The organism is Arthrobacter sp. FW305-BF8 (assembly GCF_021789315.1).
In the GTDB taxonomy this organism is placed as follows: Bacteria; Actinomycetota; Actinomycetes; order Actinomycetales; family Micrococcaceae; genus Arthrobacter.
The window spans coordinates 47,243-61,354 of the sequence record NZ_CP084561.1; the positions used below are offsets into that span (position 1 = coordinate 47,243).

At 59.0% G+C, this 14,112-nt stretch carries 9 protein-coding genes; 4 read left to right on the forward strand and 5 right to left on the reverse strand.

Annotated features, from left to right (window positions below; genetic code table 11):
- Positions 1 to 4 precede the first annotated feature (4 nt).
- The 5 genes from LFT45_RS00225 to LFT45_RS00245 all read right to left on the reverse strand — a co-directional run bounded on the left by LFT45_RS00225 (position 5) and on the right by LFT45_RS00245 (position 8,658).
- Complete coding sequence (locus LFT45_RS00225) at positions 5 to 1,132, reverse strand: L-talarate/galactarate dehydratase (RefSeq protein ID WP_003800296.1); 1,128 nt, start codon at positions 1,130 to 1,132, stop codon at positions 5 to 7.
- A 1,023-nt stretch (positions 1,133 to 2,155) separates the two neighbouring features.
- Entirely contained in the window at positions 2,156 to 3,286 is a 1,131-nt protein-coding gene (locus LFT45_RS00230) for an exonuclease domain-containing protein (protein ID WP_236805969.1), read from the reverse strand.
- A 386-nt stretch (positions 3,287 to 3,672) separates the two neighbouring features.
- Complete coding sequence (locus tag LFT45_RS00235; protein ID WP_236805970.1) at positions 3,673 to 4,896, reverse strand: DUF6575 domain-containing protein; 1,224 nt, start codon at positions 4,894 to 4,896, stop codon at positions 3,673 to 3,675.
- Positions 4,897 to 5,983: 1,087 nt separating this feature from the next.
- A complete protein-coding gene (locus tag LFT45_RS00240; RefSeq protein ID WP_236805971.1) occupies positions 5,984 to 7,528 on the reverse strand; it encodes a PucR family transcriptional regulator in 1,545 nt (514 codons plus the stop codon).
- 38 nt (positions 7,529 to 7,566) lie between these two features.
- Positions 7,567 to 8,658 carry a DUF917 domain-containing protein gene (locus tag LFT45_RS00245; protein ID WP_236805972.1) on the reverse strand — a complete coding sequence of 364 codons (1,092 nt, stop codon included), beginning with the start codon at positions 8,656 to 8,658 and terminating at the stop codon, positions 7,567 to 7,569.
- A gap of 257 nt (positions 8,659 to 8,915) precedes the next feature.
- On the opposite strand from LFT45_RS00245, the gene LFT45_RS00250 reads away from it, so the two are divergent.
- The 4 genes from LFT45_RS00250 to LFT45_RS00265 are packed head-to-tail and all read left to right on the forward strand — an operon-like array spanning position 8,916 to position 14,081.
- Positions 8,916 to 10,187 (forward strand): purine-cytosine permease family protein, encoded by a 1,272-nt coding sequence (locus LFT45_RS00250; RefSeq protein ID WP_236805973.1) that lies wholly within the window; start codon positions 8,916 to 8,918, stop codon positions 10,185 to 10,187.
- Positions 10,184 to 11,731: a hydantoinase/oxoprolinase family protein gene (locus LFT45_RS00255; RefSeq protein ID WP_236805974.1), complete on the forward strand. Its 1,548-nt coding sequence runs from the start codon at positions 10,184 to 10,186 to the stop codon at positions 11,729 to 11,731. The genes LFT45_RS00250 and LFT45_RS00255 overlap by 4 nt, the downstream gene beginning before the upstream one ends.
- Before the next feature lie 44 nt (positions 11,732 to 11,775).
- Positions 11,776 to 12,879 (forward strand): DUF917 domain-containing protein, encoded by a 1,104-nt coding sequence (locus LFT45_RS00260; RefSeq protein WP_236805975.1) that lies wholly within the window; start codon positions 11,776 to 11,778, stop codon positions 12,877 to 12,879.
- A complete protein-coding gene (locus tag LFT45_RS00265) occupies positions 12,876 to 14,081 on the forward strand; it encodes a dipeptidase (RefSeq protein ID WP_236805976.1) in 1,206 nt (401 codons plus the stop codon). Before LFT45_RS00260 ends, LFT45_RS00265 begins: the two co-directional genes overlap by 4 nt.
- Positions 14,082 to 14,112 lie beyond the last annotated feature (31 nt).

Genomic DNA, 14,112 nt, shown 5'->3' on the forward strand with positions numbered 1-14,112 from the left:
AAGGTTACGCGCCGAATTCCGCGGTTTCGGTGGTCCACGCGCGGGCCTGGTCGCTGAGGCTGACGCCGAGGCCCGGGCGGTCCGGAACGATCATGCGGCCGTCCTTGGTTTCGAGGCGCTCGTTGAACAGCGGGTCCAGCCAGTCGAAGTGCTCCACCCACGGCTCGCGCGGGTAGGCGGCCGCTAGGTGCAGGTGGATTTCCATCGCGAAGTGGGGGGCGAGGCCCAGGCCCCGTTCGTCGGCGAGGGCTGCCAGGCGGAGGAACTGGGTGATGCCGCCGACGCGGGGGGCGTCGGGCTGGATGATGTCGCAGCCGTTGGCGGCGATGAGGCCCTTGTGCTCGGCGACGGAGGCGAGCATTTCACCGGTGGCGATGGGGGTGTCCAGCACCTGGGCGAGGTGGGCGTGGCCCTCGAAGTCGTAGGCGTCCAGCGGCTCTTCGATCCAGATGAGGTTGAATTCCTCGAGCTGGCGGCCCATGCGCAGGGCCGTGGCGCGGTCCCACTGCTGGTTGGCGTCGACCATCAGCGGCACGTCCCAGCCGATGTGCTCGCGGATGCCTGCCACGCGGCGCAGGTCTTCCTTGGTGTCCGGGAGGCCCACCTTGATCTTGATGCCGCCAATGCCTTCTTCGACCGACTGCGTGGCGCGTGCTTTGACCTCGTCGAGGGTGGCGTTGAGGAAGCCGCCGGAGGTGTTGTAGGTCTGGACGGAGTCGCGGTAGGAGCCCAGGAGCTTGGCGAGGGGGAGCCCAGCGCGCTTGGCCTTGAGGTCGTAGAGGGCGATGTCGATGGCGGCGAGGGCCTGGGTGGCGACGCCGGAGCGGCCCACGGAGGCGCCGGCCCAGAGGAGTTTGGTGTAGAGCTTGCCGATGTCGTTGGGGTCCTCGCCGATGATGCCTTCGGCGACTTCCTTGGCGTGGGCGTACTGGGCGGGGCCGCCGGCGCGCTTGGAGTAGCTGAAGCCGAGGCCGGTGTGGCCCTGTTCCGTGGTGATCTCTGCGAAGAGGAAGACCACTTCGGTCATGGGCTTCTGGCGGCCGGTGAACACCTTCGCGTCGCTGATCGGGACGGCCAGCGGAAGGCGGGCGGTGGAAAGCTTGACGTGCCGGATGAGGTCGACGGTGCTCATGGATTCTCCTTGGGAAGTAGGGGCAACATCGCCCGTGTACCTAGGATACAAGGCCTGCACTTGTGATACAAGTAGCTGCCGGCTTCGTGCCAGTAACCGCGCATAGGATGATTGCCGGAATGGCGATGTCGGAGTTGACCGAGTCGGCTCCCTGAGCGGTATCGGCGTTGCAAACCCTGCGCTTCAACAATCGCCCAGCGAGCGACGAGAATCGGCGACCGGGTTTTGCCGGGTGATGAGTGCCGACGAGCCCCTGAAATAAGGGAATGTTCCCGGCGCAACCTGTTCTACAGGCGCCGATTCCGCCTGGCGTGGGCCAATTGTGCAACGGCCTGTTGCACGATCTGGTGGTCGCGCCTGCTGATGCACGAACTAGAGACCAGGGGCAATTGTCTTGGTGCCGGCAGCAGCGGTTGAGCACGAATGGTCCCTGAACACGACCATGAAGAAGACCCTGAAGGGGTGCTGGGCAGCTCCCGGAGACTTTGTCCAACGGCTTGTTGGACGAGATTTCGAACTGGCACCAGCAAATTGTGAAGGACTCCTGAAATTACGAATTCCTCAGTCTCTCCGGCGAGGTCGCCCAACGCGACCTCAGCAACGCCTCAGGACAAGGAAACGCTCCCTTGACGCTCAGTCCCGGTTGCGCCTTCGTCGGACGGCCCTGCATTTTCTATGTCGACGGCCACGGCTTCTATGTGGACTGGCCGGATCACAACCTAGACTAAAGGACCAGTCGCCCGCACGGATGATATCGCCCTAAACCGTCGAGAACAGCTCGCGCCCAGGCTTACATATGCGCTGTTATCGGCGTTTGGCTGGCTCAATTGAGTTTGGAGCAGCTTGATCGGTAGTGGCCCGGTGTCCGGCAGTGTCCGCACCTTCTTGGCGCCCGCTGAGCGTCGGGGACAGGTGTTACTCGGTCGGCGGCGGACTCCGAACTGGGCGGCACGTCTAACGTGATTCGCAGGTCATCAAAATACGTCGGTGCTCCAAGGACCGATGCAGTCCGATTGAGGTCCGTCAGCTCTGCTGACGTGAGGATCTGGTCCGATAGCGCGGTTCCCTCATCATCTCTAGGAATCGTTCATTGAGTCCCCGCACCTGAGTTGCTCCCATTCCGCCATGGCCGGCAATCCGCGCAAGTGCTTTTGCTTCCTCACCCACGATTTTGCCGTCCTCTAGCGCGGAAGCGAGTGCATCGAGGTAGGCATTAGCAGCAGCGTCACTGACGTCGCTTGTGCTGATCGGCAGGCGGGACATCAAGGATGACATCCATCCGTCGGTTCCTTTTCGCAGGGTAGCCGCCTGGGTCATCGGTCTGACGGCTCCGAGCTGATGAGATGTGCTCAGGCCGGAGGTAGGAGCGTGACCGAATTCCACTTCTGTGCCGTAGCGTTCCAGCATCATCGGCAACAGTGCCGATGTTGCCCTCACATCACCCAGGGCGGCGTGCGCGTCGACCAAAGGCACGCCAACGTGCTGAGCGAGAGTGGCTAGTTTGTGGTTTGGTGTATCGAACGTTTGCTGTCCTAACCACAGGGTGCAGAGCGCCGGGAAAAGCGGTGCTGAGACTCCTGCCCGCTGGAGTTCCGAGGTCAGAAAACGTTCCTCAAATACGGCGTTATGGGCCACTACGACGGTACCTTCCAGTCGCGCAAGGATGTCACCGATGACTTCAGGAAAAAACGGGGCGTTCCGTACGGCGTCGTTGCTGATGCCATGAATGAAGAGTGCCCCTGTATCCCTGCCTTCGGGATTGAGCAGGGTTGAGTACTCATCCTCAATGCGGCCATGCCTGTCGACGCGTGCGACCGCTATCTCAATGACGCGATCACCCTGGGCAGGGGAAAAGCCCGTCGTTTCAACATCGACCACCGCAAATGGCCCGTCATGGACATAACCCTGTCCGGTTGAGGGTCCACCGTAGCTGAATAGCTCCCCTGTTCTTCCGGGTTCAGCGAAGCGCATGGGCGCATCCGGGCGTTGCCGATCCGCCTCGGCGCGTGGATGCGTACGAATCGGAGCACGGGCGCCGGTGCCGTGCCTTGGCTGAGACGACGTCGGGATCTGGTTCCGTTTTTTGGCCCTTTTGGATCGGCGGATGCACCAGATTATTGCGGCGGCGATGAGTAGAAATATCAAAATCCCCATGGGTGAATCCTCTGGTGGAGCGAGGCCTTAGTTCGCGCGAGCAGAGGCGATGATGCCGTCTGAGAACTTCTTATCACGCTGAAAGGTTTTGACAGGATGATGAGGCGTTGATGAAGTCAAAGGTCTGCCTGTCGGAGTGGGCGGGTTCTCTTTAGAGAGCTGAGAGGGCGGCGTGGATCGCGTTGAAATACCGAAGGCCGGTGTCAGAGCCTCGAATTCGCCGTCACCAATCCACCTTCGAAACGGTTGTGGGTGATCAGGATGGCGGATTGGGTGCTCATTCTGCGGTGGCATCTTGCCCAGAGAGAATCGGGAGACCGATCGCCGCCTACAGGCAGTAACCAGCCAACCAAATCAGCTCCTCCATTCGGCCACGGGCTGCACTTCTAGGTAAGTAACGCCTCGTCCACTCGGCGAATGTGCAGAAGACGATAACTGCTGGAAACGTCGGTGGTCATGGTTGAGTACTCCATAGTCTTCAAGAGCTCCGCAGCGTAAAAATGTTCGTCTCCCGTTGGAAGCCCCGATATCTGTGCCTTGGCCTCTGGTGCCATCTGTCCCGAATACCTTTGCCCAGCCACATTGTCGAACAGCTCGAAAATCCCAGTTCGCAAATTGACACCAACCAGCGTCACCCTCTTGAGGGCCAGCTTTTCGCTGTCAGGATTCCGATCGTCAATAATCGCCAAAGCGTGACGTACCGATTCGAGGCGGATTTTTACCGTTCTTAATTCCCCGGACTGGTTTGCTAGAAACACGCCGGCCCCGGTCTCGTCGTCTGAAAGCACTGTCAGCAAGCTGCGGAACTTACTCCTGGCCCGCACTCCGTAACCGTTAAGCAGCTCAGTTAAGTCATGCTGAGAGTCAGCGGCCGCTAGTAGATCCAGCAGTCTCTCAGTTGATCGGTTGACAAGATCACCGACCAGAGTTGGGCCTGATTTCGGTGCCAAAACCAAGACAAATGAAGCCGCCTCGGCCCCCGCAAATACCAACTCAGACTCTTGGAGAATTTCCTCAGGTATCACCCCGCGAGCTGTGGGACGGCCCCGTTCTTCTTGCGCAAGGGAATCTACAGCATCCTGAAAAGAACCTGCCAAGCGGGATAGTGAGCGCAGGGAATACTCAGTTCTCCGCGCGTTGGGGGGATCGACCTCCAACGCAATGCGCGTCCTAAACTCGCCGCGAGAGTCGGCACTGAACCGGTCCGGGTCGAATGCAGGGAGAGTCTCCGTTGCAATATCCAACTTCGCGTCCTCGAACGGAAGCCAATCATTATCAATCAGGTCGGCCTCGATAGTGGCCAAACTATTCCGTGGAGTTTCTGCACCATATTGGGCTGTTACCTGGTAGACAAACCCATCTTCGGCTTGGGTATAGGCCTCCCGAAGAGGGACATGTCCGCTACGAATCAGTTTCATCCGGGCACTGGATACAGAAACATAGAGATAGGTTTCTGTCTGCTCATCTTCGTCTTCGTCCACGCAGTTGGCCAAGAACAAGTGTCCCGCCTTGTTCTTGGCTGTGAAGAGGCGAGGTCCATCATGCTCGAAGAAGATCTCGGAAATGACAAGCCGACCGAGCGCGGTGTCTGTAGCGGGTACGAGAGTCATGGTTTTTCCGCTACACAAATCGCTTCTGGCACGTGCGTCAGGGGATCGGGCCACCAATCATGATGCGAGGCCCCAATAGAACTAGGACTTGAGTCAACCCAACCACATGTCAAATCAATAGAAGATATAGACTTTTTCCGAGCCCAAGGGTTACTCTTTTGCGCATTCACGAGATCTTGCAACTCAATGAATACGGAATGCCCATAGCATTCCCGCTTTTCATTCGCTCCCGAAGCCGAACATGTACCCATCTTCTTGTTAATTGGAAGTATCCAGTCACTGGCCGAAGGTGAGGCACCTATTTTGAGTGACCCTGCTGTCAAGCGATATGCCGTTCCCGCTGCCGGTTTTGCAGTTTCAGGGTGAAATGGAGGAGGGAATGCCGGACTTGGCACGCTGGGAACGGAGCTCATTCTCGTGACTTTACCAACGAGTGACCCGAAACATTGGTTCCGCCGCAGGCGAAGGCCGATTAAGAAGCGGTGTCCGGGCGTGGCCACCTTGGCTGACCGACTTCCGGTGACAAGTATGGCAGCTACCCGGCCGGCAACCCTAGGACTGCGGCCCCTGAGAGCGGTAGCCACTGCTCGAACAGCGGATGGCGGAGCAGCGCGAAGGTCAGCAACTCCGATCGAGGTCTCAAGGAGCTGAACGCTGCATGCTCGAGGTCAACGAACTTGACCATGCCACCAGGTGCGGGAGTGGGAACATCTGTGAATTCACGCCCGCCAATGTAGCGCTGGAGACCTTCAGCCGGGCAGTTTCTCGGGCCAGGTATACGAGTATTGGGAGGCTGGTCTTCACGCAAACTGCTGGACATAGGGGCAGGCTCTGAGTGTCGCTCTGGAGGACCGAATGCGCGACTGGAGTGTCCGGTTGAGATCTTAGACCTTCGCCAGGGTGCGTCAACAAGAACGAAAACGGACTTTACTCTGACGCCTTTTAGGCGGTCGTCTGACGTCAGGTTGGGGTGTAGTTCAACCTATTAGGCAATTGCAGTGAGACATCTCCTCACGACTTTCAGGGACGCGAGCTTTCATCTGGAATCAAGCCCGAAGCCTTTCACTGCTGTCGGGCGACGATGCGGCTACTCGGTGGCGGAGATTTCCAAGATTCTGAGGGCGATGCGTAAGGCAAATTTGGTGTCAGGGTTTTCGAGCGGTGCATCCAGTAGTTCCTCGATTTTTTCTATTCTCTTAACCACCGTGTTTCGATGGACTGCAAGGGCGCGCGACGTTTCCGCGAGGTTAGATTCGCTTTGAAGGTAGGTGTTCAGCGTTTTCCTCAGATAGTCGGCGTCTGGTTCGGACAGTCGTTTTAGAAACTTCGTGGCTTGGCGAACCAGTGCGGGATCGTGGAGCGTAGTGCGGATCAATTGGGTGGCGGCAGATTCCTGGGCGTCCACAATCTGCCGACGTCCTTTGCTAGAGCTTGCTCGTCGAGCGAAGTCTTCAGCCTCGGCAATGCTTCTCGCAAATCCTTCAGGTCCAAGGCGTGGCCTGGCGACGCCAAAAACGATTCCTGTTTCTGGCGGTGGTCGTAGGGAATCCAGAGCGGCGACGAAATCCCTGTAGTCTCCCCGGGTTGGTTGGTCCTGCCGTGTTTCCCAGATAAGCCAATGATCAATGTATTCGGACGAGTCCACTGTGTAGTCATACCGGCTCAAAGCGGCTGGAAGCATTCGTCCGATGTCGTGGGCAAGGGATTTCCGTGGGGCACGAACACTTACGAGAGTGTGCCATCCGTTTAAGTTCCAGCCGACGCTGAGAGCTTGAGAGATCACGTGGTCCGGAATTGCTCCGCCAGCGACAGCTAGCTGCGAGACGATCGCCGATCTTGCGGATTGAAACTGCTCGCTCGCGAAGCGTTGACGGCTGAGCCACCTGAGCAACGAGAGGGCCCCTAGTTCCATAAGCTCTTGTGCCGCCTCCAGCTCAAAGGGCGGGGCGTCAGGCTGAAATTCCGCGAGTATCCAAAGCGCTGGATCGTCGTCTTCCACCAGCGGGGGCAACGGAACCGATATGAGGTTTGGGGCTTGGCTGGTGTCAAACAAGGGCGTCGCCCCGACGTTGCCGAATGCGAGCGGCCGTTCCACGGCGCCCGCAAGTGGCAGGCCGAGCGAATTGATCACTGCTATCCGCGCGTTGACATACTTTCTGAGTTCAGAAGCGACTCGTTCGGGGCTTGGCTCCATCTGGTGGACGGCATGGGTGAAGGCCGTCATATTAATGGACCGTGCCCAGAGATCCGAGCCTAAGAACCTGCTGAGGGATGCGGCAACGGCCACAGTCGCTTGGGGCTGGTGGAGCGCAACCACGTTCATTTTCAGTTTTCGCGCAAGTTCCAGGGTAGAAAGGCCGAACTCCGAAACTGATTGGAAGTCCTGTGGCGTGGTTGGTATCAGGATCACTACGCCCACGCCCTTTCGCTTCAGCTGTGGAAGCAGAATTTCCAGGGCATAGGAGGGAATCCAAGAGGATATCCAGATGCCTTCGAGATTGCTGACCTGCGCTTCGTCTGGTGGATCAAGATAGGCAGTGGTGGCGGCGCCGCTGGCGCTGATCTCGTTAATGCAGATAAACGTGAAGTTCGAAACGGGGTGTTCGACGATCACGGAGCTGTTCAGCAGCATCGGACACCGCAGCAGTTCCCGAAGTGCCAGCCGGGCTCTCACAGTGAGTCTCCAAGGGAAGGGATTGAGTACCCGTAGCCGGAGATGTCGACCAAGGCCTGCGCAGCAGAGTTGCTCCATTCGCCCGGAGCCTCAAAGACAACGACGTCTACCCCGTACCCGGGCAGGATGCGCTCGCTAAGGAGGGGAATACCGGTATGGCTGTCCAGGAGGCAGATAATCTGGGGGGCCTTGGCAAGCAGCCGGCCTTCGTCTACGAGCAGCAGGAATTCGTTCTGCGCCTCGATTCGAAGGTATCTTCCTGCGGCCCGAACGATCATCGTTCCTTTGGCCTGTCCCCCGGCACCGGAATCACGAGGGGCGGCTTCCCAGCGAACGTCCACAACACTCCCGCGGCCCACAAAGCGACATCCCGCAGTGCGGGAACAAAAATGGGATATCGCATCACTCACGGACTGCGTTTGTTTCCTGGACTGTTGGAACTGGCGTCCAAGCTCCAAAGCTCGTCGAAGCGTCTGGCCTATGCCGCCTTCCCTCGCCTGTCGCCCATCCATGGGGTACCCCGCGAACGCCACCCAGCCACCAAACAATCCCATGAGAACACGCAGGGCGCGCTCGGATTCTTCGGCACTCGATCCTGAAATTTCGACGCATCTCCCCGAAGTGTCTACGAGGGCACAAGGAGTCATCGAGACACTATGCGCGTTGAAGGTTGTCTGGTGCAGTCCCGAGAGTCCTCGCCCCATGCCATCCATATCGACCAGCGGGACACCCAAGGCCGCGGCCACCAGGATCGGTGCATAGGCATTGATCCCGGCCATCTCGAAGGCACAGACAAGTGCTCGCCGGCCTGGAAATTTCTGGGCGACCGCTTCAAAAGCACGCACGTAAGGCCCCGGTCCGCTGGGCTTTTCGCTGAAGGCCAACGGCGACCCCGCCAGGCCAACGGCCACAACGACATCGCCGGAAAGGATTTTACTTGGCCGAAATACGGTCACGCCGCCACAATGATCCAACAGATCCCGAGCCAACAGAGACATGGCATGTGTGTCACCGGCCCCTCCCGAGCCCTGCATTCTGGCGCCAAACTCCAACGCTTCCAGGTCCGTAGCCGTCAGGAGCCAAGACATGGCTGCCTCCTTCGCCTGCGTCTGTGGGGAACGAATGTGTTAAGTATGCACATCCTGAGTGCATTTAGTAGTCGAAGCAACCATTGATAACGACCGCCACGGGCCGTAACTTCTATTCATTCCCTCCTACCCCTCATCTCTTCCGGGTAGGTACCTCATAGCCAAGGAGTCCCGATGGCAACAACTACTGATAAGAAACACGCGGGGGAGGAGGACTACGCCCTGGAGCGTGTGCCTGACCACGCCCGCTACAGCTGGTGGTCGGTGGCAGTTCAAAGGTTCGGCCAGATGTCAGCGCTTTCTCAGTTCCTTCTGGGTGCAGCCTTGGGATTTGGAATGGACTTTCCCACCGCCTTGCTCGCCATCTTCCTTGGATCAGTGATCTTGGAGGTGGTTGCCATCATGACGGGAATCCTCGGACAAAAAGAGGCCTCTCGACATCGGTTCTCGCCAGATGGACCGGCTTTGGACGCCATGGATCCAGCATCATCGCCCTGTTCATCTCCCTTAGCCTGGTCGGATGGTTCGGTGTCCAAAGCGGAGTGGCCGCTGAAGGGCTTGCCAAGCTGGCGCCCGCTATTCCCGCATGGGCGTGGTCCCTTGCAGTCGGCTGCGCAGTGACCGCGATAGTCATTTACGGCTTCAAGAGCATGGCTTGGACCGCGTACATTACGATCCCCGCGTTCCTCCTGCTCGCCGGTTGGTCCATTGTCTCTGAGCTGCAAAAGCACAACCTCGGCGATCTGGTCAACCAGCCGGCCCCGGGACCGGTCCTGGGCCTGGCCGCCGGGACAACACTGGTGGCAGGCGGATTCATTGTCGGCATGGTAATCACCCCCGATATGACGCGCTTCAACCGCAAACCCTCCGATGTCGTCAAGCAGACGCTCGTCGGTGTCACCCTCGGGGAATTCATGGTGGCCATCGCCGGCGTTCTCCTCGCCCATGCACTCAAAACCAACGACATCATCGCGATTGTCACTTCCAGCAGCGGGTTCGTCGGCACAATCATCATCGTTGCCGGCACGATCAAGATGAACGACTGGAACTTGTACTCGGCATCCTTGGGCATCGTGAACTTCGTCGAGACAGTATTCAAGAAGCGAGTGAGCCGAACGAGGGTCACGATCTTTATCGGGATCCTCGGCAGCGCACTCGCCGCTGCCGGAATACTGAACTACTTTGTTGGTTTCCTGATCCTGCTCGGAGTCACGTTTCCCCCCATCGCCGGCATCATGGTCGCCGAATATTACATCGTGAAGAAATGGCGAAGCGTCCTATCCGCATCTGCCCCCGGCCTGCCGGCAACAGAGCCAACGTGGGTCGTTGGGACCCTGGTGGTCTGGGCCGCCTCGGTGCTGATCGGAACGTTCCTGCCCTGGGGGGTAGGGTCCCTGAATTCGCTTGGTGCTTCCCTCATTCTTTACGTCATCGCGGGCAAACTCGGCCTGATCAGAGGCACATCCGAAGAGGCGCTTTCACGCCGACCGATTACTGAAACACGCGAACTGCAGGAGGACTACAAGTGAAGATAGGCATCGATGTCGGCGGGACCAACACGGACGCGGTACTCATTGACGGAAGCGAGGTCCTCGCAGGTGTAAAAAGTCCGACAATGAGTGACGTCGGACAGGGGATCACCGGGTCCCTCCGCCGACTACAGAGCGCGTACTCCTTTGATCCTGCCGACGTAGACGCCGTCATGATCGGAACCACCCATTTCATCAATGCACTCGTCGAAGCCGAACGGTTGGCACCGACGGCGGCAATCCGGCTCGGACTTCCTGCAACGGGCGGATTGCCGCCGTTCGTGGGCTGGCCGGCACGGATTACCGAAGCGCTGCACGCCTTGCCCTATATGTGCCACGGCGGTCATGAGTTCGACGGACGGGAAATATCGCCGATCAATCACGACGAGATACGCAGGGCAGCCCAGGACGCCGTAACAAAGGGTGCACGCAGTTTCGCAATCTCGTCCGTGTTTTCCCCAGTCAACTCCGAGTTCGAACAAATGGCAGCGGAAATCATCAACGCCGAGTTTCCGGAACTTCCGGTCAGCCTTTCCAACGAAATCGGCAGGGTGGGGCTCCTCGAGAGGGAAAACGCAACAATCATCAACGCCGCCCTTCGTGAGCTTTCGGCAGATGTGTGTTCTTCACTCGATCAATCCCTGTTGGCTCTAAACATCCACGCACCGCTGTTCTTGAGCCAGAACGACGGCACATTAATGGACGTCGATTTCGCCCGAAAATACCCAGTGGCTACCTTTGCCTCAGGACCGACCAACTCAATGCGCGGCGCCGCCTACCTCTCGGGCCTCAAAGACTGCATAGTTGTCGACGTTGGCGGAACAACGACGGACGTCGGAGTTCTCCAGTCCGGCTTTCCCCGCGAAGCGGCAACAGAAATCGAGGTGGCGGGAATCCGAACCAACTTCCGTATGCCTGATGTGTTGTCCGTCGGCCTCGGTGGCGGCAGCCGCATCAGGTTCGACAGCGGTGTGACAGTCGGGCCGGACAGCGTGGGCTACAGAGTCACGGAGGATGCGCTCGTTTTCGGAGGCAAAACTCTGACAGCGACCGACATCATGGTCGCCGCGGGTGATGCGGAGATCGGTGACCCCGGCCGTGTCAGCCATCTGGATCCTTCAATGGTGAAGGCCGCCAAAGACGAAATCCACCGAAGGATCGCGGAGACGGTTGACCGGATGCGCACGAGTTCCGACCTCGTCCCGGTGGTCGCAGTCGGCGGCGGTGCGTTCCTGGTACCAGAACAGATGGCCTGTGCCAGTGACGTTGCCCGTCCGGGGCACTCCGGAGTGGCGAATGCCATCGGCGCCGCAATTGCCCAAGTCGGTGGCGAAGTCGACCGTATCTTTGCTATCCCGGCAGGAAAGCGCGAAGAAGTGCTCGATCAGGCCAGGGGGGAAGCAATCAGCAAAGCAATAGCTGCCGGAGCCAAAGCCAGCACTGTCCAAATCGTGGAGATCGATGAGCTGCCTCTGGCGTATCTGCCCGGAAACGCGTCCCGGGTACGCGTCAAAGCGGTCGGCGACCTGCCGGCGTCGAAGTAGCCACACACGAAACGCTGACTGCAAGAAGTAGAAGGAAGAACAACATGAGTTTCTATCTGTCACTAGACGACGTCCCTGACTTGGCGCGGGGCGCGGCAATACTGGGTACAGGCGGCGGCGGAGATCCGCTCATCGGCCGGCTCCTCGTCGAGGAATGCCTCAAGAACGGAAAGAAGATCGAAATCCTCGATCCGACCGAACTTGATGACGATGACTTTGTCATTTCCACGGCCATGATGGGCGCTCCGACTGTCGTAGTCGAGAAAGTCCCCGCCGGCACTGAGGCAGTCCTGTCGCTCCGTGCCTTGGAGAAACACCTCGGAAAAACAGCCGATGCGACAATCCCCATGGAGTGCGGTGGACTGAATTCCATGATTCCCCTGGTCGTCGCCGCCGAAGCAGGTATCCCGGTGGTGGACGGTGACGGAATGGGGCGAGCCTTCCCGGAGCTTCAAATGGAAACGTTCGGAGTCTATGGAGTGTCCGGATCACCGCTCGCTGTTTCGGACGAAAACGGGCACACGTGCATCGTCGATACCGGCCAGGACAACCAGAGGATGGAGACTTTCGCCCGCGCGGTCACCATCAAGATGGGGGGCGCCGCATACATCGCCGAGTATCCAATGAGCGGAGCAGACGTCAAGCGTACTGCGATCCGCAACACCGTCACGCTGGCCCTCAATATCGGTCGGACTTTGCGTAAGGCCAAGGACAAACATCTTGATCCGCTGGCAGAACTCAGTGCCTTCCTGAAGGACACAATATACGGTCATGGAACCGTGCTCATGCGGGGAAAAGTCGTTGACGTTGAGAGGTTCGTCAGGGACGGGTTCACTCAAGGGTTTGCCGCTGTGGAGTCATTTGATGGTGGCGACGAGATGCGGATCCAGTTCCGGAATGAGAACGTCATTGCACACAAGAATGGTGCGGTGGTCGCCATTGTTCCGGATCTTATTACGATAGTTGATGTTGACCTGGGCACACCCATCACTTCCGAGGCCCTGCGGTTCGGACAGCGGGTGGCCGTCTATGGAATCTCGACCCCTGCGATCATGCGGACCCCGGAAGCGCTGCAAGTCTTTGGCCCCCAGGCTTTCGGACTCCATGAGCCATGGGTTGCCCTAGAGCAATTGAGCGCCGCCCGATGACATCCTTTCGGACTCGTTCCGCGCTGGCCGACACCCTGGTATTTGACGGCCATAACGACTTGCCTTGGGCTTTGCGGCAGAAATTCGATTCCCGCGTCGAGGAGATCGACTTATCGCAGCACCAGCCCCGCCTGCACACAGACATTCCGCGGCTCCGGGAAGGCCGGGTCGGTGCGCAATTCTGGTCGGTCTTCGTCCCGTCCAACATGCCGCCGGCCGACGCCGTCGTGGCGACCCTCGAACAGATCGACTGCGTACACCGGATCATCTCCAAGAATCCCGAGACATTCAGCCTGGTGGACTCTGCCGCCGGCGTAAGAACCGCCGTCGCAGAGGGAAAAATTGCCTCGCTGATGGGCATAGAAGGAGGGCATTCCATCGACGCGTCGCTTGGCGTGCTTCGGATGATGAGACGTCTCGGCGTCCGCTACATGACTCTCACACATAACGACAACACGCCATGGGCGCGCTCGGCGACCGGCGAACAGGTCGACCATGGGCTCACCGACTTCGGCAGACGCGTGGTCGGCGAAATGAACCGTCTTGGTCTCATAGTTGATCTGTCTCACGTGGCCGAGCAGACGATGCATGACGCGCTGAACACGAGCGCTGCTCCTGTAATTTTCTCCCATTCATCTTGCCGCAGCGTCACCGACCACGCCAGAAACGTGCCGGATGGCGTGCTTGAGAGATTGCCTGGAAACAACGGCGTGCTCATGCTGACCTTCGTTCCCGCCTTCATCTCAGAGGCCTGCGCGGACTACGAACGACGTTCTGATGAAGTCCGGCAGAGACTCGGCCTTCGGACAGGGTTCCATGCAGGGCAGGTGGAAGAGGACACTGCGGCGGCCGCAGAATTCACCCGGTGGACGTCGCAGAACCAGGCTCCGCAGGCCGCCATCTCTGACATCGTCCGCCACATGGAACACGCACGGGAAGTAGTAGGACCCCGGCATGTCGGCATTGGAGGGGATTTCGATGGCATCCAACAACTGCCCCGCGGAATTTCCGGGGTGTCCGGCTACCCGACGGTCATTGAAGCGTTAGCCGAACGGGGCTGGTCGCCTGCTGATCTGCGCAGCCTCGCTTTCGGCAACGTCCTCCGGGTGCTGGAAGATACTGAGACGGCCGCGAACCAAGATCTGATCGCCATCCCTCAAGCGCTCCACGGCGCGCCCGTTCTGGCTGGAGGACCCGACTAGAACGACATTCGACAGCAAAAATACCCAATCG

What these genes read in the sequence shown, in the direction of transcription:
- LFT45_RS00245 (WP_236805972.1), bottom strand. Translation starts at nt 8,658, where the DNA reads ATGTCTTGGCTCCTGACGGCTACGGACCTGGAAGCGTTGGAGTTTGGC.
- LFT45_RS00260 (WP_236805975.1), top strand. Translation starts at nt 11,776, where the DNA reads ATGAGTTTCTATCTGTCACTAGACGACGTCCCTGACTTGGCGCGGGGC.
- LFT45_RS00240 (WP_236805971.1), bottom strand. Translation starts at nt 7,528, where the DNA reads ATGCTGCTGAACAGCTCCGTGATCGTCGAACACCCCGTTTCGAACTTC.
- LFT45_RS00265 (WP_236805976.1), top strand. Translation starts at nt 12,876, where the DNA reads ATGACATCCTTTCGGACTCGTTCCGCGCTGGCCGACACCCTGGTATTT.
- LFT45_RS00230 (WP_236805969.1), bottom strand. Translation starts at nt 3,286, where the DNA reads ATGGGGATTTTGATATTTCTACTCATCGCCGCCGCAATAATCTGGTGC.
- LFT45_RS00225 (WP_003800296.1), bottom strand. Translation starts at nt 1,132, where the DNA reads ATGAGCACCGTCGACCTCATCCGGCACGTCAAGCTTTCCACCGCCCGC.
- LFT45_RS00235 (WP_236805970.1), bottom strand. Translation starts at nt 4,896, where the DNA reads ATGACTCTCGTACCCGCTACAGACACCGCGCTCGGTCGGCTTGTCATT.